The 18098-nt window shown below is 64.0% G+C and carries 14 protein-coding genes; 3 read left to right on the top strand and 11 right to left on the bottom strand.

All coding sequences use genetic code 11. From position 1 onward, the window contains the following. Positions 1-233 precede the first annotated feature (233 nt). Positions 234-2864, top strand: coding sequence for a TonB-dependent receptor (locus ACOVRJ_RS04935; RefSeq protein WP_422042785.1), 2631 nt, complete (start codon positions 234-236; stop codon positions 2862-2864). A gap of 101 nt (positions 2865-2965) precedes the next feature. On the opposite strand, the gene ACOVRJ_RS04930 is transcribed toward ACOVRJ_RS04935, so the two are convergent. Together ACOVRJ_RS04930 and ACOVRJ_RS04925 are read right to left on the bottom strand one after the other, a co-directional pair. Beyond that, positions 2966-4072, bottom strand: a complete 1107-nt coding sequence (locus tag ACOVRJ_RS04930) for a bifunctional transcriptional activator/DNA repair enzyme AdaA (protein ID WP_422042784.1) — start codon at positions 4070-4072, stop codon at positions 2966-2968. 133 nt (positions 4073-4205) lie between these two features. After that, positions 4206-5846, bottom strand: a complete 1641-nt coding sequence (locus ACOVRJ_RS04925) for a peptide chain release factor 3 (RefSeq protein WP_422042783.1) — start codon at positions 5844-5846, stop codon at positions 4206-4208. 140 nt (positions 5847-5986) lie between these two features. On the opposite strand from ACOVRJ_RS04925, the gene ACOVRJ_RS04920 reads away from it, so the two are divergent. After that, on the top strand, positions 5987-8035 hold the full coding sequence (locus ACOVRJ_RS04920; protein WP_422042782.1) for an alpha/beta hydrolase family protein: 2049 nt from the start codon (positions 5987-5989) through the stop codon (positions 8033-8035). A gap of 31 nt (positions 8036-8066) precedes the next feature. On the opposite strand, the gene ACOVRJ_RS04915 is transcribed toward ACOVRJ_RS04920, so the two are convergent. The 7 genes from ACOVRJ_RS04915 to ACOVRJ_RS04885 all read right to left on the bottom strand — a co-directional run bounded on the left by ACOVRJ_RS04915 (position 8067) and on the right by ACOVRJ_RS04885 (position 14902). Next, on the bottom strand, positions 8067-8687 hold the full coding sequence (locus tag ACOVRJ_RS04915) for an AraC family transcriptional regulator (RefSeq protein ID WP_422042781.1): 621 nt from the start codon (positions 8685-8687) through the stop codon (positions 8067-8069). A 120-nt stretch (positions 8688-8807) separates the two neighbouring features. Next, the gene (locus tag ACOVRJ_RS04910) at positions 8808-9296 is read right to left on the bottom strand and encodes a hypothetical protein (RefSeq protein WP_422042780.1); all 489 of its coding nucleotides are present in this window, start codon (positions 9294-9296) and stop codon (positions 8808-8810) included. A 290-nt stretch (positions 9297-9586) separates the two neighbouring features. Beyond that, positions 9587-10714 (bottom strand): ABC transporter permease, encoded by a 1128-nt coding sequence (locus ACOVRJ_RS04905; protein WP_422042779.1) that lies wholly within the window; start codon positions 10712-10714, stop codon positions 9587-9589. Continuing rightward, positions 10714-11886: an ABC transporter permease gene (locus ACOVRJ_RS04900; protein ID WP_422042778.1), complete on the bottom strand. Its 1173-nt coding sequence runs from the start codon at positions 11884-11886 to the stop codon at positions 10714-10716. The genes ACOVRJ_RS04905 and ACOVRJ_RS04900 overlap by 1 nt, the downstream gene beginning before the upstream one ends. Before the next feature lie 3 nt (positions 11887-11889). After that, entirely contained in the window at positions 11890-12870 is a 981-nt protein-coding gene (locus ACOVRJ_RS04895) for an HlyD family secretion protein (protein ID WP_422042777.1), read from the bottom strand. A gap of 38 nt (positions 12871-12908) precedes the next feature. Continuing rightward, positions 12909-14300, bottom strand: coding sequence for a TolC family protein (locus ACOVRJ_RS04890; protein WP_422042776.1), 1392 nt, complete (start codon positions 14298-14300; stop codon positions 12909-12911). Between the two features lie 92 nt (positions 14301-14392). Further along, complete coding sequence (locus tag ACOVRJ_RS04885) at positions 14393-14902, bottom strand: Dps family protein (RefSeq protein WP_422042775.1); 510 nt, start codon at positions 14900-14902, stop codon at positions 14393-14395. A 119-nt stretch (positions 14903-15021) separates the two neighbouring features. On the opposite strand from ACOVRJ_RS04885, the gene ACOVRJ_RS04880 reads away from it, so the two are divergent. Continuing rightward, positions 15022-15597 carry a phosphonate degradation HD-domain oxygenase gene (locus ACOVRJ_RS04880; protein WP_422042774.1) on the top strand — a complete coding sequence of 192 codons (576 nt, stop codon included), beginning with the start codon at positions 15022-15024 and terminating at the stop codon, positions 15595-15597. An 8-nt stretch (positions 15598-15605) separates the two neighbouring features. Here ACOVRJ_RS04880 and ACOVRJ_RS04875 read toward each other — a convergent pair whose 3' ends face one another. Continuing rightward, on the bottom strand, positions 15606-15737 hold the full coding sequence (locus ACOVRJ_RS04875; protein ID WP_422042773.1) for a hypothetical protein: 132 nt from the start codon (positions 15735-15737) through the stop codon (positions 15606-15608). 78 nt (positions 15738-15815) lie between these two features. After that, positions 15816-18002, bottom strand: coding sequence for a catalase/peroxidase HPI (gene katG, locus ACOVRJ_RS04870; protein WP_422042772.1), 2187 nt, complete (start codon positions 18000-18002; stop codon positions 15816-15818). Positions 18003-18098 lie beyond the last annotated feature (96 nt).

Raw genomic sequence — 18098 nt, 5'->3', positions numbered from 1 at the left:
GGCTCAGAGCTCGCGAAATTTAGCTCCTGTTTAACTGCCATGAAGCTGCGGTTCAGGTCTGCATGAAAGAGTGAATTCGCTGTCCAAGAACGCGGCATGGCAGGCCAAGAGCCTGTTGCAGTGTCGCCACGCAGCGGTCGGATCGGCGATGTCGCCGCTTCCGGCCCCGCGGCCCCCAACCGAGAACTGCGGTGCCGGGGTCTGTTTGTTGTTCGGTGAGTGAGGAGATAGTGATGAAGAAAAGAAATCCCATCAGCTTGGCGGTGGCCTTGCTGGCCGCCCTGAGTACCCAGGCTCAAGCCCAGTCGCAAGAGCAACAGCTGGAGCGTGTGGAAGTGACCGGCTCGGCCATCAAGCGCCTCGATGCCGAGACCGCCAATCCGGTCACCATCATCAAGATGACCGAGATGAAGAACGAGGGTGTGACCTCGGTGGAACAGCTCTTGAGCCGGATTGCCGCCAGCCAGACCACCCAGACCGGCAGTCAGGCCGTGGGCAGCTCCACGGGCGGCGCTACGTTCGCCAATCTGCGCGGCCTGGATCAAAACAAGACCCTGGTGCTGCTCAATGGCCGCCGTATTGCGAACAACGCCCTAGACGCGAGCGCACCCGATCTGAACATGATTCCCTTCGGTGCCATTGAGCGGGTGGAGGTCCTGCGCGATGGCGCTTCGGCCCTGTACGGGACCGACGCGATCGGCGGCGTGATCAACTTCATCACCAAGAAGAGCTACACCGGTGGGGCCATCACCTTGGGCTATGACTCGCCCAAGGAGGCCGGCGCGAAGGCCAAGAACTTCAATATTGGCGGCGGCTTTGGCGATCTGGCCAAGGACCGCTTCAATGTCTTTGCGGTGCTGGATTACAGCCACCAAGACGCTCTGCTGGCCGGCCAGCGCCCTTATGTGAATCGCGGCACCCCCAAGACCTCGCCGACGCCATTCCCCGCCAACTACTACCAAGACGGCGACAGCGCCAACCCGGCCGCGCCGGCTTGCGCGTCACCGATGCTGAAGTCTGACGGTGCGACCGGCTGCCAGTACCTCTACTCCAAGGTGGTGGAACTGGTGCCCGAAACCAAGAAGATCTCCGGCTTGGCCAAGGCCTCGGTGCAACTGGGCAATGAGCATCTGCTGAGCTTTGAGTACTTCCGAGCCGAGAGCACCAACAAGACCACGACGGCCGGCGTGCCCTATGGCGCTTTGAGCATGGACCCGGGCACCAAGTATTACCCTGGCAATGGCATCACCCCGGCGGCGCCGGCCTCGGCCAAGATCGACCCCAGCAAGGCCATCACGGTGAAGATGCGCGATGAGATCAGCGGTGGCCGCAAGGATTCCAGCATCAACACCCAGCAGCGCTTTGTCGCCGCCCTCGAAGGCACGCTGGCCGGATGGGACTATCAAACCGGCGTGTCTTTCAACGAGAACAAGGTGGAGAACAGCTTGATCGGCGGCTTCACCGATGGCGCCCAAATCTCGGCGGGCGTCAAGACCGGCGTGATCAACCCCTTTGGCCCGCAAGAGGCTGCTGGTTTGGCCGCGGTGCAAAAGGCCGCGGTGACGGGCTTGCTCTTCACTGGCGTGGGCAAGGTCACATCCGTGGACGCGCGGGCCAGCCGCGAGCTGGGCAATTGGCTGGGCGCCGGCAACGCCGGTCTGGCCTTGGGTGGGGAATACCGCAAGGAAGACTTCACCAACAAGGCCAATACCGAGTTTGCCGCCAAGGTGGTGAACAGCACCGGCTATGACCCCAGCACCAATCGGCAAGGTAAGCGCAATGTCAGTGCGGTTTATGGTGAACTGTCGGTGCCGGTGCTGAAGAGCCTGGAGCTGGGCGGTGGCCTGCGCTATGACCGCTATAGCGATGCAGGCAACTCCACCAACCCCAAGTTCACCTTCCGTTTCCAGCCCAACAAGCAGGTGCTGGTGCGCGGTTCTTACTCGACCGGCTTCCGCGCGCCGTCTTTGTATGAGCTGAACAATCCGCAAAACTTCACCAACACCGGCGACAACTTCAACGACCCGGTGCGTTGCCCGGGTGGTGTGCCTATTGCTGGCGCCTCCAAGGCGGCCAACTGCGAGCAGCAGTTCCAATCCTTGCAGGGTGGCAACCCGAAACTCAAGCCCGAGACCTCGGTCAACAAGACCTTGGGCTTCGTCTTTGAGCCCATGGCCGATGTCAGCATGGGCCTGGACTTCTGGTGGGTCAGCTTCAAGCACAAGATCGACTCGCTGCCTGAAACCACGGTGTTTGGCGACCCGGTCCAGTATGCGGCACTGTTCAAGCGCGCCGCTGATGGTAGCTTGGCCACCGATGGTTCGCTGTGCCCGGGTGTGAAGTGCGGCTATGTGGAACTGCTGACCCAGAACCTGGGCGGGGTGAACAGCAACGGCGTGGACCTGAGCGCCAACTACCGCCTGCGCACCCAGTCGCTGGGGGCCTTCACCGTCAGCTTGAATGGCACTTATGTCAGCAAGTACGAGTACCAGAACGAAGAGGGTGGCGCCTGGATCCAACGCGCCGGCGTTTACAGCGGCAACAACGGCCCGATCTTCCGCTGGACCCATGCGCTGAACCTGGGCTGGAAGCAAGGCGACTTTGGCCTCGGCCTGGTGAACCGCTACAAGAGCGGCTACACCGACCAAACGCCGAGCAACAAGGTCGCCAGCTATTCGGTCTGGGATGTCTACGGCACCTGGTCGCCCATCAAGGCTCTGGGTCTGACGGCGGGTGTGCGCAATCTGCTGGACCAAGATCCGCCGTTCTCCAACCAGACGCGTACCTTCCAGACCGGCTATGACCCGCGTTTCGCTGATCCGGTGGGCCGCACCTACTATGTGCGGGGCACCTACAGCTTCTGATCGATCGGCTTGAGCGGCTTCGGCCGCTCAGCTGAGATGAAAAAAGGGCGCTCCTCGGAGTGCCCTTTGTCTTGAGTAGCCGCCCCCTTAGCCACAGCCGATCACCAGTCCAGGCTTTGCTGCGGCCCGGCCTCGGTGCCACCCTCGGGCTGCAGCCAGCGCGCCTCGTGCTCCAGCAGCCATTGCTTGCGCGCCAGGCCGCCGCCGTAGCCGACCAGGCGGCCATCAGCGCCGATGACCCGGTGGCAGGGCACGATGATGGAGACGCGGTTCTGGCCATTCGCCGCTGCGACGGCGCGCACTGCTTCGGGTCGGCCCAGGGCGCGGGCCTGTTCGCCATAGCTGCCGGTGCGGCCGAAAGGGATGGCTTGCAAGGCTTGCCACACGCTTTGCTGAAAGGCGCTGCCCGGCGTATCCAAGGCCACTTCAAACACACGCCGCTCGCCGCGGAAGTACTCGTCCAGTTCCCGCACGGCTTGGCGCGTGTGGGTGTTTTCACCCGGTGTGATGCGCGCCCTCAGCAAACGCTGCAGGTCGCGGAATTCGGTCTCCAGCATGCGTCGGCTGACGAATTCAATCAGGCAGACGCCGGTGTCGGTGGCGCAAACAAACATCGGCCCCAGCGGCGTGGTGAAGCGGTGCAGGAGGATGGTGCCGAGGCTGCGTTCTTGCAGGGAGGAAGGTGCGGCGCCCATGATGCGTTTGAAGGTGTAGCCAAAGCCGCTCAGCGAGTCATAACCGGCATCCATGGCGGATTGGGTGGCGCTGCCACCGGCCTTGAGTTGCTCAACCGCCGTGTTGATGCGCAGCTGGCGCTGGTAGGCCTGAAAGGTCATGCCGTGGTGGCGCAGGAACCAGCGCCTCAAAACTTCAGGGCTAAGGCCTTGCTCGCGCAGCAAGCCGTCGCCGAGCTTTTCTTGCGGATGCGCGCGCAACCACTGCAGGGCCTGCAGCACCGTCGCTGGCGGGCTGTAGGCATGCTCGGTGGGGCGGCAGACCTTGCAGGGGCGAAATCCGTTTTGCAAGGCGCCTTCGGACGAGGAGAAAAAGCGCACGTTCTGACGCTTGGGCTTGCGGGCGCGGCAGCTGGCGATGCAGAACACACCGGTGCTGGTCACCGCCGCGAAGAACACGCCGACATGATCCTCGGCGCGGTCCAGCAAGGCTTGGTAGTAGCGGTCGGCGACTGCCGCGTCGGTGATTTCCATGCCCGTCCTGCTGGCTTCTTGTGAATTGAAGAAGACCGCATTGTTCAAACGGCGGCCTTTTGCAGCAACCGAAAACTGGACGGGTATTTTTCAGCCCGGCTTGAATCAGCCGTCCTGACTCAGCTTTCTGGACTCAGCCTTCTAAGCGCTGCTGGAACACCAGACCCGCGTGCTCACGCAGCGCGTGGAATTTGATCTTCGGCCAGTTGGCCTCGATGGCGCGCAGCTCGGGGGCGTATTCGACCAACACGGTGGGCGCGTCCACCGCGTCATAGGCCATGCGGTGGTCATTGGCGTCGATGAAGCGCTTCAGCTCCTTCTCGCCGCCGTCCTCGGGCGCGCAGGTCACCCAGCGCGCCACCTGGAAGCGGCTGCCGCTGATGCGGGCCTTGCAGCCGTATTCATGCTCCAGGCGGTGCGCCACCACTTCAAACTGCAGCTGACCGACGGCGCCGAGCAGCAGCACGCTACCGGCGATGGGGCGGAAGACCTGGATCGCGCCTTCTTCGCCCAGCTGCTGCAGGCCGGCCTTCAGTTGCTTGGTCTTGAGCGGGTCGGCCACTTCGACCGAGCGGAACATTTCCGGCGCAAAGAAGGGCAGGCCGGTGAACTGCAGGGCCTCGCCCTCGGTGATGGTGTCGCCCAGTTGCAGCACGCCGTGGTTGGGGATACCGATGATGTCGCCGGCAAAAGCCTCGTCCAGCAGCTCGCGGCGTTGGCTCAGGAAGCTCACCACCGTGTTGGGACGTAACTCTTTGCCCGAACGCACCACTTTCAAACGCATGCCACGCTCGAAGTGGCCGCTGGCCACGCGCAAGAAGGCAATGCGGTCGCGGTGCGAGGGGTCCATATTGGCTTGGATCTTGAAGACCACGCCGGTGAACTTGGGCTCCTCGGGTTTGACCACGCGCTGCATCGCGCTGCGGTCAGAAGGCGCTGGGGCCAGCTGCACCAGGGCGTCCAGAATTTCTTGCACGCCGAAGTTGTTGACGGCCGAGCCGAAGAACATCGGCGTTTGCTTGCCGACCAGGAATTGATCCAGGTCGAACTCGGCGGCGGCGTCTCGCACCAGCTCGATCTCGCCCTCGGCCTGCTCGTACTGCATGCCGAAGCGTTCGGCGTAGGCCGGGTTGTTCAAGCCTTCCAGCACTTCTTCGTCACCGGCGACCCGGTCTTCACCGGGCGAGAACACGCGCATGCGCTCTTCGCGCAGGTCCATCACGCCGTGGAAATGTTTGCCCATGCCGACCGGCCAGGTGAAGGGCACGACGGTCATGCCCAACTCGGCCTCGATCTCGTCCATCAAGGCCAGCGGGTCTTTCACCTCGCGGTCCATCTTGTTGACGAAGGTCAGGATGGGGGTGTTGCGCGCGCGGCAGACCTGCAGCAAGCGCCGGGTTTGCGGCTCCACACCGTTGGCTGCGTCGATCACCATCAGCGCGGCGTCCACCGCGGTCAGCACGCGGTAGGTGTCTTCCGAGAAGTCCTGGTGACCCGGGGTGTCGAGCAGATTGATGACGCAGTCGCGGTATTCCATCTGCATGACCGAAGAGGCCACGGAGATGCCGCGCTGCTTTTCAATTTCCATCCAGTCGGACGTCGCGTGGCGCGAAGCCTTGCGCGCCTTCACCGAGCCTGCGATCTGGATCGCGCCCGAGAAAAGCAGCAGCTTTTCGGTCAGCGTGGTCTTGCCCGCGTCCGGGTGGGAAATGATGGCGAAGGTGCGGCGACGCTTGACTTCGGTTTGGATACGGCTGGGCAGGTCGGCGGACATGGCGCGTGGCGCGCCAGGCTCAAAAAGCCTTCGCGCGGTCAGTAGTGGTGAAAAGGGGAAGTGCGGGATTATCGCAGCAGCGCCCCGCGGGGCCGCTTGCTATGCTGGCCGCCTAAAAATGCTGGCACAGGGAGAAACAATTGCTGCAGAAATTTGCGAAACAGGCTTGGCGCCGTCGTGTACTGGGCCTGCTCTATGGCTGCTTGATGCCCTGGGTCTGCTCGGCGCAGGTGACAGCGCCGGCCGAGATCCCGGTCGAGCGGTTCTTCCAATACCCCTCCATCCTCGAGGCCAAGCTGTCCCCCTCGGGCAAGAAGCTGGCGTTGACCACCTCCAAGGGCGGCACCCGTGTTGGTCTGGTGGTGCTGGATTTGGCCAATGGCTACAAGGCCATGCGCACCGGCGGCTTCTCGGACGCCGACATCGTTGAATTCGACTGGGTCGGAGAGAATCGTTTGGTCTTCAGCGTGCTGGATCTGGCCGCTGGCGGCGGCCAAGACAGGCGTTACGCACCGGGCTTGTATGCGGTCAACCCTGACGGTGCCGATCTGCGCCAGCTGGTCAAGCGCCAAGGCACGCCCTTCGTCCGCGATGGCAGCTCTTTTGACCACACCTTGGAGTGGAACCACCGCCTGTTGAAGGTGCCGCTGCCGCAAGAAGGCGTCTTGCCCGACGAGGTGGTGGTCGGTCGCATGGAGTTTGGCGACAAACGGCTGCATTCGATGACGCCGCTCTGGTTGAACGTGCGCACCGGTCGCACGCGCAGCCTGGAACTGCGTGGCGCGCCTGCGCTGGCGACCGATTGGCTGTTCGACAGCAAGGGCCAGCCGCGGGTCGCCATGACCCAGCGAGACGGTCGAGCTGCGGTCTATTGGCGCGGCCCGGCGGATACCGCCTGGCGCCAGTTGGCCGAGAACGATGTGTTCAAAATGCCCTTCACGCCCAAAACGGTGGACGACGCGGGCAATCTGTTTGTGACCTACAGCGATGGGCCCGAGGGCTATGGGGTCTTGACCCGTTTCGACTTTGCCAAGATGCAGCCGCAAACGCCGGCCTTGGTCAGCGCACCGGGTTTCGACTTCAATGGCAGCGTGTTGCTGGAGCGCGCCAGCAGCCGCGCCCTGGGTGTGCGGCTGGATACCGATGGCGAGCAGACGATCTGGTTTGATGAAAGCATGAAGCGTGCTCAGGCTTTCATCGATGAACGCTTGCCGGGGCGCGTCAACCGGATCAGTTGCCGACGCTGTGGTGCCGAGGACATGGTGCTCTTGGTGCGCTCTTTTGCCGACACCGATCCGGGCAAGCTGTATCTGTATGAGGCGGAACACAAGCGCTTGCAGCCGATCAGCCCGGTGATGGACGGCATCGACCCGCGGCAAATGGCTCGGGTCGATCTGCACCGCATCAAGGCACGCGATGGCCGCGATCTACCGGTGTGGCTGACTCAGCCGGTGGGCCTCAAGGCTGGCCAACCGGTACCAACGGTGGTGCTGGTACATGGCGGACCCTGGATCCGCATCGGGCATTGGCAATGGCAGCCGATGGAACAGTTTTTGGCTTCGCGCGGCTACCTGGTCATTTCACCGGAGTTCCGTGGCAGCACCGGTTATGGCGAGGCGCATTACCGAGCCGGTTGGAAGCAATGGGGCCAGGCTATGCAAGACGATGTGGCCGATGCCTTGCTGTGGGCGCAAAAAGAAGGCCTGGCCAGCAGCCAAGCTTGTATCGCCGGTGCCAGCTATGGTGGCTACAGCACCTTGATGGGCTTGATCAAACACCCGGAGCTGTACCGCTGCGGCGTGGCCTGGGTGGCGGTGACCGACCCCTTCCTGTATTTGAAGGGCTCCTGGTGGGTGGAAGACAATTTGAGCGACAGCGGCCGCCGCCACCTGCTGCCTCAGATGGTGGGCGATGTGGAGAAAGACGCGGCCATGTTGACCGCCAACTCGCCGCTGGCTCAGGCCAAGCAGATCAAGGCGCCTTTGTTGCTGGCCTTTGGCGAGAGCGATCTGCGCGTGCCGATTGCCCATGGCGAGCGCCTGCGCGCCGCTTTGCGCGAGGCCGGTCGTCCGCCCGAGTGGGTCAGCTATGCGAATGAAGCGCATGGCTGGCGCATGCCAAGCACCCAGGTCGATTTTGCGAAGCGGGTGGAGAAGTTTTTGGGTCAGCACCTGAAGGCGCAGCCCTGATGGGCCGCCTTCATCCGGACCAGGCGCTGGCTCAGCCCATAAAGGGGCGTACTCTGGCCATCAAGCGTTCGGCGTAGGCCGCTTTCTCACCCACGGGCGCGACGTAATGCAGCGCCTCAGCGGTGGCGGTTTCGCCGGCTCGCTTGAGCATCACCCAAGTGGCCAGGTATTGCGAAGCCAGGCAGCCGCCTGCGGTGGCCACCGGCCCCTGTGCATGAAAGGGCTCTTCGTCCAGCACACGCACACCGGCTTCGCGCACAAAGGGCTTGCTGATCAGGTCGGTGCAGGCCGGCATGTCGCCCAGCAAGCCGAGTCGCGCCAACAGCAGGGCGCCCGAGCATTGGGCACCGATCAGCTGCCGCAAGGGATCCAGCTGCAGTCGATCGAGCAGGGCTGAGTTCTCGGCGATGGCCCGGGTGTAAAGGCCAGAGCCAAACAGCACCACCTCGGCCTCGTTGGCCCACTCCAAGGGACGCTGCAGTTGAACGGTGAGGCCATTCATCGACGTCAGTGCATGGCCGGGGCCGCACAACTCGGCCGACCAACCCAGTGGGCGCAAGCGGTTCAGCATGCCCAGGGCGATGAAGCTGTCCAGTTCGTTGAAGCCGTCAAAGCTGACAATGGCAACGCGGGTTGGGGCAACTGAGCTCATGGCTGGATTGTGAACGCATCAATGGACCTCGCGTTCAAATCCAGCGCAGCCGCCTTAACTCATGCGCAGCTCTTGTCTTGAGCTGCATCTGGCTTCGCCAATCTCTACAGCCTGCCGTGATTACTTCACTGTTGGCGCGCTGGCGGCTGCTTGAGGTGCAATCGCTGCGGCTGGCTGGGGTGCTGAGGCGGCTGGTTGAGCAGGTGCAGCCAAGACACCCTTGGAGCCCATGACGACAGAGATAACGCTGGGATAGTCGTAAGCTGCGCCCGTAGCCACATCCACGCCTGCGCCAATCACGCCGCCAAAAATGATGTTCCCGAAAGCCATGGCTTTGGTGGAGGACTTGACGGTCAAGATGCCGGGTTCCAGGGCTTCCTTCTCGCAGGTGATGGAGAGGTCTTCAAAGCTGCGATTCACGGTCGTCGAGCCAGGCGAGGTCAGAAACCACGTTCCCTTGTCATTGCTCAGCTTGCACTTAGCGCCACTGACAATCGTGTCGCCTGCGCGGGTTTCAATTGAGAGTGACTGGTTGGAACCGTTCACGATGGATGCGCACCCGGTCAGTTGGGAGGCAATCAATGCAATCGCGGCAATTTGGAATTTCATATCTAGAGTGTGTTGAGTGAGACAGTATGTTTAGCCAAGATTCCAGGTCGACTCTCCACCTCAAGCAGCAGATGCAGCCAAGCCCGGCCTTCGGATTCGGGGAAAGCATGAGGTCCGTTCAAGCGTGTGCAGCTTGGCTCTGAGGACTCGAAACTGTTTGCACTCAACGCATCCTCCCTTACACCGACTATCTTGTCGTTACGTGGCCACCCGGCTGTAAGCCGAGCGGCAGCGCAGAATAGCAGCAAAAGAAGACGGTCTTCTATGAGAAAAACCCTGTTCCGCCACCCCTATCTAAGGGCTTGTCTTCTCAATGCCCAGGCCGCCAGCAGACTGAAGCCCAGCGCTTGCAAGAGCAGCAACTGGGTGTAGGGCTGCACCTCGGCCAGCGTGGTGCCCATTTGGTTCAGGCGCACAAAGGCTTGAATGCCAACCACGGCGGGGATGAAGTCGCCCAGCGCAAACAGTGCTGGCGGCAGTGCCTCGCGCGGCCAAGAAAAACCACTCAAGAAAGCCATGGGCAGCGAGGTGCACAGCAGCGCCTGCATGGCGCGCTCGCGGTCGGCCAGCAAGGCGCCAATGGCTACGCCCAAGGCGGCAATCGCCCAGCAAAAAGGCAGCAGCAATAAAGCGGCGGCGCCCACATTGCAGGCATGGCCATAGTCGAAAAAGCGAAACACCGGGCCAAAGAACCAGGCGGCAGACAGCAGGCCCAAGGAGGCAAAGGCGACGGTGCGCGCGCTCCACACGCCCAGCAGCGACTCCTTCTCGCGCCGGGTTTCAAACCAGGTGCCGACCCACATCGCCGAGCCGATCAGCAGCAGCTGTTGAATGATCAGCACCGCCACTGCGGGCACCACATAACTGCCGTAGCCCTCGGTCTTGTTGTAGAGCGGCACCAAGCTCAGGTTCAAAGGGCTGCGGCTCAAGGCTGCCTGGTGTTTGGAGGCGCCCTTGGCCTGCAGCTGGCGCAGCTCAGCGCCGGCCGAAACGGTGCCGACGACCTCGCCAAAGCCGCTCAGCACTACTTTGTTGATCAGGAAGTAAGCGCCATCGGCCAGCACCGGCACCACCACGCCTTGGCCGCGCAGCACATCGCGCTTCAAGTCCTTGGGGAGCAGCACATAACCTTCGATCTCACGTCGCGCCATCGCCCGCCGGGCTTCGGCTTCGCTGCTGGTGACAAAGCGCAGGTCCAGGCGCGGGCTGGCCTGGGCGAAGCGGCCAATCTGGCGGGTCAGGCTGCTGTGGTCTTGATCCACGATGGCCACCGGCACGCGGCGCAGCTCTTGCGTCGTGTAAGGCCAGGGGTAGAAAAAGGCGTAGAGGATGGGCGCGATGATGAACATCAGGAGCGTGCCCTTGTCCGTCAAAGCGGCGCGCCAGGTTTGCGCCAGGGTGCTGAACCAGAGTCGCATCAACGCTTCCCCCAGCATGCCGGCGTGACGGCGGCGCGCTTCAGCAAGGCGGCGCTGACCAATAGCAGGGCGGTGCCCGCCAGGCTGAGCCAGCCCGCCAGCGGCAGCAGTTCAGCGGCGGCGCGGCCTTGCTGCAGCAGGCCAACTTGAGCCTCCAAGACCCAGGTCAGCGGCAGTGATTCGGCCCACATGCGCGCACCGGGCGGCATGGCCATCAGCGGGAAGGCCAGACCCGAGTAGGCAAAAGCTGGTGCAGTGATGAAGCCGGCCGCCGACAGCGCCATGCGCAGCGAGCTGGCCGCCAGTGCCGCAAAAGCACCCAGCGCCGCGTACACCGCCAACATCAGCGCATGAAGGCCTAGCAGTGCGAGCAGGCCGTGGTCGGGCACCAGGCCCAATTGCTGCATCAACACCCACAAGAGCGCGTTGACCGCATTCAGCAAGAGCCAGGCCGGCGCCAGTTTCAGCAGCAGGGCTTGCAGGGGCCGACCGCCGCCACTGGCCAACCATGCGGGCACCGTAGCGCCACGCAGCTCGGTGCCCGCGCTCCAGGCGCCGGCCACCATGGCCAACATATGCAGCAAGGCCGGCAGCAAGACCGCGGCCAGGAACTGCTGGTAGTTCAGGGATGGGTTGTAAACCGCTTGCAGGCTGGCGCGCATCGGCTCAAAGCCGGCTTTGGCGGCCTGAGGGCTTTGGCCGCGCTTCTCGCGGGTGGCGATCTCGACGCCGGCCGAGAGCGTGCCCACCACGGTGCGCACCTCTTTTTGCAGCAAGCCCGAGTGGGTGGCGAATTGGGCGTTATGCAGCAGGGCCAGTTGCGCGGGGTGGGACGGGTGGCCGCGCTTGATATGGGCTGCCATGCCGGCCGGAATCACCAGCGCCGCATAGACATGGCCGGCGCGCAGATCGCGCTGCATCTCGGCCTCGTCGCTGTACTGGGCACTCAGGCGCAGGCCGGGCGCAGCGTCCAGCATGCGCAGCAACTGGCGCGACAAGCCGCTGTGGTCGGCATCCAGCACGCCCAGCGGCAGCCGGGTCGGCAGGCCGGTCGCAAAGGTCCAGACCAGCAGCAGGCCCATCAAGAGCGGCAGCCAGGACAGCATGGCCAGATCGAAAGGGCTGGCCCGCAGCCGGGCCCATTCCCGCTGCCAAGTCCCCGCAGCACTCATGCTTTACTTGACCAGCACGCTCATGCCCGGCCGCGCGCCCGCAATCGGCTTCAGCGGCTGCGCCTTCACCTCGAAGGTGCGCAAGTCATAGCCCTGGTTGCTGCGGGTGCTGCGCCAGGTGGCGAAGTCGGGCAGCACTTGTGAGCCGGTCACCTTGAAACGAACGTTAGCGCCGCTCTTGTCGGCGAGCGCGGGCAGCGTCGCATCAAACTCTTGGCCGATGGCGAAGCGCTTGAGCTGGTCTTCGCGCACATTCAGCAGCACCCATTGGTCGTTCAGGTCCACCACGGTGACGACCGGCACGCCGGCTGGCGACAGCTCGCCCGCCTTGGCCAGCAGCTTGGCAACCTCCCCGGCCACCGGGCTCTTCAGCTCGGTCTCGGCGCGGGCGGCTTCGACTTCTTGCACCGCGCCGGCCACTTGGCGGGCTTGGGCGGCGGCGGCGGCCTGGTCTTCGCTGCGGGCGCCGGCGCGGGCCATATCGGCCTGCGCCTTGGCGGCATCGGCCAGGCCTTGCGAGGCGCGCCAGTTGGCTTCGGCCTCATCGCGCTTTTGCGCGGCGACCAGGCCTTCTTTGAAGAGGCCGTCAACGCGCTCAAAACTCTTGCGTGCCAAATCGGCGCCGACCTTGGCGCGCTCGTAATTGGCTTGTGCCATGCGGATTTCTTCCGGCCGGGCGCCGTTCCGCGCCTTCAAGGCCACAGCCGAGGCGGCAGCTTCGGCATTGCTGGCCTGCGCCATCTTGGCGGCCACCTCGGGGCTGTCGATGCGCAGGATCAAGCTGCCTTTTTCAATGCGCTGGCCTTCTTGCACCAGCAACTCGGCGATGCGGCCGGTCAGCTTAGGCGCGATATCGGTTTCGCGCGCTTCCATCATGCCTTGCAGCTGTTCGGGCGCGGGCGGCTGGTGCTGCCACATGGCGTAGACGCCAGCGCCAAGCGCCGTCAGGGCCAGCGCGGGAACGAGCAGTTTTGGGAGTTTCATGACAGCAGCTTCTTCTTCGTTTTGTGCAGAGGCGCGATTCATTCCAAGCGCAAATCGGCGCGCGCCAGATAGTCGCCCAGGCTTTCGATCTGGCCGCAGGCCTGCAGCAGGCCGACCAGGGCCATCACATGCTCATAAGCGACCTGGGCGCGCTCGGTGCGCAGCTTGACCAGGTTCAGCTCGGCGTCAATCAGGTCCAGCGCGGTGCTGGTGCCTTGCTTGAGCCCTACTTGGCGCAGGCGCAGCAGTTCCCGGCCCAACTCGTCTTGCGCCGCCAGGCTCAGGTACTGGCTGCGCGCTTGCTCGGCACTGCGCCATTGGCGCTCCACCAAGAGGGTGATGTCATTGCGGGCCTGGGCGTCGGCGGCTTCGGCCTGGGTGATCAGGCTTTGGTGCGAGCGCTCCAGCGCGGCATGGTCCAGCGAGTCCCATAAATTGACTCTGACCCCAATACCGGCGAGCCAGTCGCCGTTGTGGGTGAGCGAGCGTTGGCCGAAGGCGAAGACATGCGGTTTGTTGAGTGCCTTGGAGCCGGCTTTGAGTTGCTCGGCCTGGGCTTTTTTGGCGGCCACCTTGGCCAGGCCGGGGTGCAGGGTCAGGGCACTGGTGATGAAGTCTTGCAGTGGCGGCAGCGGCTGCGAGCTGACGGCCAAGGGCGTGCTGGGCGCGGGCGTGCCGTCGAGCTTGAGGGTTCGGCCCAGGGCGATGGCGATCAGCTCGGCATCGCTGCGCGCCTTGCGGGCCTGGTACTGTGCGTCTTGCAGCGCGGCGCGGGCTTGCAGGCGCTCCAGCTGCGAGGCCACACCGGCCTTCAGCATCTTGTCCACGGCGGCGTCATGCTCGGCCACGCCGGCGGCGGCGGCCTCGCGCAGGGCGGCGGCGCGGCGAGCCATCTGGGTTTGGAAGTAGCGCTGAGCCAGCACGGCCAGCGCTTCTTCCTCGCTGTGTTGCAAATCGGCTTGCGCTTCGGCGCCTTGGGCCGCGGCCATGCCGCGCAAGGCATCGGTGGCGCCGCCCAGATAGATCGGCCACACCGCATTCACCAGGGCCGTGTGGCTGCTATTGCGCCGCTCAATCGTGTAGTTAGAGGGCAGCGGTGGCAAGGGCGGCAGCAGGCCGGCAATGCCGGGAGGCAGCAGATTGATGGCGTTGCCCAGGCCTTGCTTGAGCGGGTCCAGGTCCAGATCTAGGCTGGCTTTGTAGCTGTAGGCCGCGCCATAGACGCTGACGATGGGCCCGCCCGCCTGGGCGATGCCCTCGGCCTGGGCCTGGCGTTGCGCGATTTGGGCGCGTGCGCCGGCCAGCTGATCAGACCCTTGTTGCAGGCGATGGACGGCGTCGTGCCAACTCAGGCTGTTGGCCGGATCTGCGCTAACGCCGCCCACCCACAGCAAGGGCAGGCTCAGCAATAGCTTGGGGAAGACGTTCATGCGCGACGCTGCATTCGAATGAAAACAAAAGGGCTCTAGGGTAGCCGATTTGGAAAACAGGTCCTTGAAGCCTTGCGCCAGGCCGTGATGGCTCAGTCTTCCAACAGACTCCGGAGCATCCAAGCGGTTTGCTCATGCACCGTCAGGCGTTGAGTCAGCAGGTCGGCGGTGGGCTCGTCCGAAGCTTGGTCAGCAACCGGGAACAGGGCGCGTGCGGTGCGGGCCACGCCTTCGTGGCCTTCGACCAAGATGCGCACCATTTCCAGCGCCTTGGGCGGCGTGGCGGGTGCGTCCTTCAAGGAGCTGAGTTTGGCGAACTGGGCGTAGGAGCCCGGGGCCACATGGCCCAGCGAGCGGATGCGCTCGGCGATCGGGTCCACCGCGTTCCACAGCTCGGTGTACTGCACCATGAACATCTGGTGCAAGGTGTTGAACATCGGCCCGGTCACGTTCCAGTGGAAGTTGTGGGTGGTCAGGTAGAGCGTGTAGGTGTCGGCCAGCAGCTTGGACAGGCCCTCGGCCGTGGCGGCGCGGTCTTTGTCGCTGATGCCGATATTGATGCTGCTGGGGGTGGCAGTGGATTTGCTGGTCTTCTTGGCCATGAGGACTCCTGAAAAAGTGGACGCAGTTCGGCGAGCAGAGAGAGTCCGAACACTATAGACCGACCGACACGCGCTCGACACCTGCCGCTTGCACAATGGTGCGTTGGAACGATGCCGCCATGATGACCAATCAATTTCTTTTGCAACTCTTCGAGCGCCGCGGATCGCTGGCCTACGACGGCGAGCCGGTGACTCAGCTTCAACATGCCTGGCAATGCGCGCGTTTGGCGCGACAGGCCGGGGCCTCCGAGGCCTTGCAGTTGGCGGCTTGGCTGCATGATGTCGGCCACTTGATGACCGACTTGGAAGGCTCGCCGACCGAGCGCGGCATCGACGATGCGCACGAGGAGCTGGCCGCCCGTGTTTTGCTGCCCCTGTTTGGCCCGGCAGTGGCTGAGCCGGTGCGCCTGCATGTGCAGGCCAAGCGTTATCTGGTGAGCCAAAAGCCTGGCTATGCCGAGAGCTTGTCAGCCGACTCCGTGCGCAGCCTGGCTTTGCAAGGTGGCCCGATGACGGACGAGGAATGCGCGCAGTTTGCGGCGCTGCCGGCCGCGCGCGAGGCCCAGCGCTTGCGCGTCTGGGACGATCTGGCCAAGGACGGCGAGCTGGGCTGGCCGGCCAGCGAGCAGGTCTTGGCCGAGTTGGAGCTGTTGATGGCCCGCTGTCGTTTGGAAGCCGGCAGCGAGCGAGGCTGAAGAAGCCCTCAGAACACGTTGTGATGCATCCATTGGCTCAGGTCTTGGGCCAGCAAGGCGCTGCCGGATCCCGTGATCAAGAGGCCAAGGGCCAGCTGCCAGCGCGGCTTGTGGAGGCTCTGGGTTTGCGTTGTTTGCATGGTGCGAGGTCTTTCTTCAGGCTGAGCAACAAGGCCCGAACGCGGTGGTCCAGCCACCGGCCCAGGCCAGCTTCAATCTCAGGCGAGATCGAAGCGGTCCAGATTCATCACCTTGGTCCAGGCGGCGACGAAGTCGGCCACGAACTTGGCCTCACTGTCGGCGCTGCCGTAGACCTCGGCAATGGCGCGCAGCTGCGAGTTGGAGCCGAACACCAGGTCGGCCCGGGTGGCCGTGCCGCGCAGGGCGCCGGTCTTGCGGTCGCGGCCTTCGAAGAGCTCTTGTTCACGGTCCACGGCCTTCCAGGCCGTGCCCATGTCCAGCAGCTTGACGAAGAAGTCGGCGCTCAGGGTCTGCGGCCGCTCGGTCCAGACACCGTGTTGCGAGCCATCGGCATTGATGTCCAAGACCCGCAGGCCGCCCACCAGCACCGTCATCTCCGGCGCGCTCAGCGTCAACAGCTGGGCTTTGTCGACCAGCAAGGCCTCGGTGGCCACGGTGTAGCGGCCCTTGCGATAGTTGCGGAAGCCATCGGCAATCGGCTCCAACACGGCGAAGGAGTCCACATCGGTCTGCGCTTGCGAGGCGTCGGTGCGGCCCGGGCTGAAGGGCACCTGGATGATGTGACCCGCTTTGAGCGCGGCCATTTCCACGCCCACGCCGCCGGCCAGCACGATCAAGTCGGCCAGCGACAGCGCCTTGCCCGGCTGCTGCGTCTTGAAGCTGGCTTGGATCTGCTCCAGCTTGCTCAGCACCTCGGCCAGTTGGGCGGGGCGATTCACCGCCCAGTCTTTTTGCGGTGCCAGCCGGATGCGGGCACCGTTGGCGCCGCCGCGCTTGTCCGAGCCGCGGAAGGTCGAGGCCGAGGCCCAGGCGGTGGACACCAGCTGCGACACCGTCAAGCCACTGGCTTGGATTTGCGCCTTCAAGGCGGCGATGTCTTGCGCATCAATGGGCGCGCCGCTGGCGGCCGGCAAGGGGTCTTGCCACAGCAGTTCTTCGGCCGGCACCTCGGGGCCGAGGTAGCGGGCGCGCGGGCCCATATCGCGATGCGTCAGCTTGAACCAGGCGCGTGCAAAAGCGTCGGCGAATTGCTCCGGGTGGGCCAGGAAGCGGCGTGAAATTGCTTCATAGGCCGGGTCCATGCGCAGCGACAAGTCGGTGGTCAGCATGGTCGGCAGCTGGCGTTTGGCGGCGTCAAAAGCGTCGGGGATGGTGGCCTGCGCGTTCTTGGCCACCCACTGGTGGGCGCCAGCCGGGCTCTTGCTCAACTCCCACTCGTAGCCGAACAGGTTCTCGAAGAAGTTATTGCTCCACTGCGTGGGGGTGGTGGTCCAAGTGACTTCCAAGCCGCTGGTGATGGCGTCTGCGCCCTTGCCGCTGCGGAAGCTGCTGGTCCAGCCCAGGCCTTGCTCTTCAATGCTGGCGCCTTCGGGTTCTACGCCCACATGCTTGGCGTCGCCAGCACCATGGGTCTTGCCGAAGCTGTGGCCGCCGGCAATCAGGGCGACGGTTTCTTCGTCGTCCATGGCCATGCGGGCAAAGGTCTCGCGGATGTCGCGGGCGGCGGCGATCGGGTCCGGGTTGCCGTTCGGGCCTTCCGGGTTCACATAGATCAGGCCCATTTGCACGGCGGCCAGCGGGTTCTCCAGCTCGCGGGTGCCCGGTTCCTTGCTGTAGCGCTGGTCATCCAGCCATTTCTTCTCGGCGCCCCAGTCCACGTCTTCTTCTGGCTCCCAGACGTCGGCGCGGCCGCCGGCAAAACCAAAGGTCTTGAAACCCATGTCTTCCAGCGCGACATTGCCGGCCAGAATCATCAAATCGGCCCAGGAGATGGCGCGGCCGTACTTCTGCTTGATGGGCCAGAGCAGACGACGGGCTTTGTCCAGATTGCCGTTGTCAGGCCAGCTGTTCAACGGCGCAAAACGCTGCTGGCCGGTGCCGGCGCCGCCACGGCCATCGCCGGTGCGGTAGGTGCCGGCGCTGTGCCAGGCCATGCGCACAAAGAGCGGGCCGTAGTGACCGAAGTCGGCCGGCCACCAGTCTTGCGAGTCGGTCATCAGGGCGCGCAGATCGGCCTTGAGCGCCGCGTAGTCCAGGCTTGCAAAAGCCTTGGCGTAGTCGAAATCCCGGTCCATGGGGTCAGACCGCTGGGAATGCTGATGCAAGACCTTGAGGTTGAGCTGGTTCGGCCACCAGTCGCGGTTGCTGGTGCTGCCGCCGTTGTTGGCGGCTTGATGGAAGGGGCACTTGGCTTCGTTGGACATGATTCGCGCTCTCCTGAGGTGGGTGGCTGGATGGGATGACGGGACTTTAGGTCTTTCCTATTGATCGTTCCAATTGAATAGTTTTAATGGATAGAT

The organism is Roseateles sp. (genome assembly GCF_049240545.1).
Lineage (GTDB): Bacteria > Pseudomonadota > Gammaproteobacteria > Burkholderiales > Burkholderiaceae_C > Paucibacter_A.
The sequence above is the reverse complement of the archived record's forward strand: the minus strand, read 5'-3'. Positions and strand labels throughout refer to the sequence as shown.

Excerpts from the sequence above, each read along its gene's own strand:
- ACOVRJ_RS04875 (WP_422042773.1), bottom strand. The coding sequence starts at position 15,737 with ATGCAAACAACGCAAACCCAGAGCCTCCACAAGCCGCGCTGGCAGCTG.
- ACOVRJ_RS04885 (WP_422042775.1), bottom strand. The coding sequence starts at position 14,902 with ATGGCCAAGAAGACCAGCAAATCCACTGCCACCCCCAGCAGCATCAAT.
- ACOVRJ_RS04910 (WP_422042780.1), bottom strand. The coding sequence starts at position 9,296 with ATGAAATTCCAAATTGCCGCGATTGCATTGATTGCCTCCCAACTGACC.
- ACOVRJ_RS04930 (WP_422042784.1), bottom strand. The coding sequence starts at position 4,072 with ATGGAAATCACCGACGCGGCAGTCGCCGACCGCTACTACCAAGCCTTG.
- ACOVRJ_RS04880 (WP_422042774.1), top strand. The coding sequence starts at position 15,022 with ATGATGACCAATCAATTTCTTTTGCAACTCTTCGAGCGCCGCGGATCG.
- ACOVRJ_RS04905 (WP_422042779.1), bottom strand. The coding sequence starts at position 10,714 with ATGCGACTCTGGTTCAGCACCCTGGCGCAAACCTGGCGCGCCGCTTTG.
- ACOVRJ_RS04895 (WP_422042777.1), bottom strand. The coding sequence starts at position 12,870 with ATGAAACTCCCAAAACTGCTCGTTCCCGCGCTGGCCCTGACGGCGCTT.
- ACOVRJ_RS04900 (WP_422042778.1), bottom strand. The coding sequence starts at position 11,886 with ATGAGTGCTGCGGGGACTTGGCAGCGGGAATGGGCCCGGCTGCGGGCC.
- ACOVRJ_RS04915 (WP_422042781.1), bottom strand. The coding sequence starts at position 8,687 with ATGAGCTCAGTTGCCCCAACCCGCGTTGCCATTGTCAGCTTTGACGGC.
- katG (WP_422042772.1), bottom strand. The coding sequence starts at position 18,002 with ATGTCCAACGAAGCCAAGTGCCCCTTCCATCAAGCCGCCAACAACGGC.
- ACOVRJ_RS04935 (WP_422042785.1), top strand. The coding sequence starts at position 234 with ATGAAGAAAAGAAATCCCATCAGCTTGGCGGTGGCCTTGCTGGCCGCC.
- ACOVRJ_RS04890 (WP_422042776.1), bottom strand. The coding sequence starts at position 14,300 with ATGAACGTCTTCCCCAAGCTATTGCTGAGCCTGCCCTTGCTGTGGGTG.
- ACOVRJ_RS04925 (WP_422042783.1), bottom strand. The coding sequence starts at position 5,846 with ATGTCCGCCGACCTGCCCAGCCGTATCCAAACCGAAGTCAAGCGTCGC.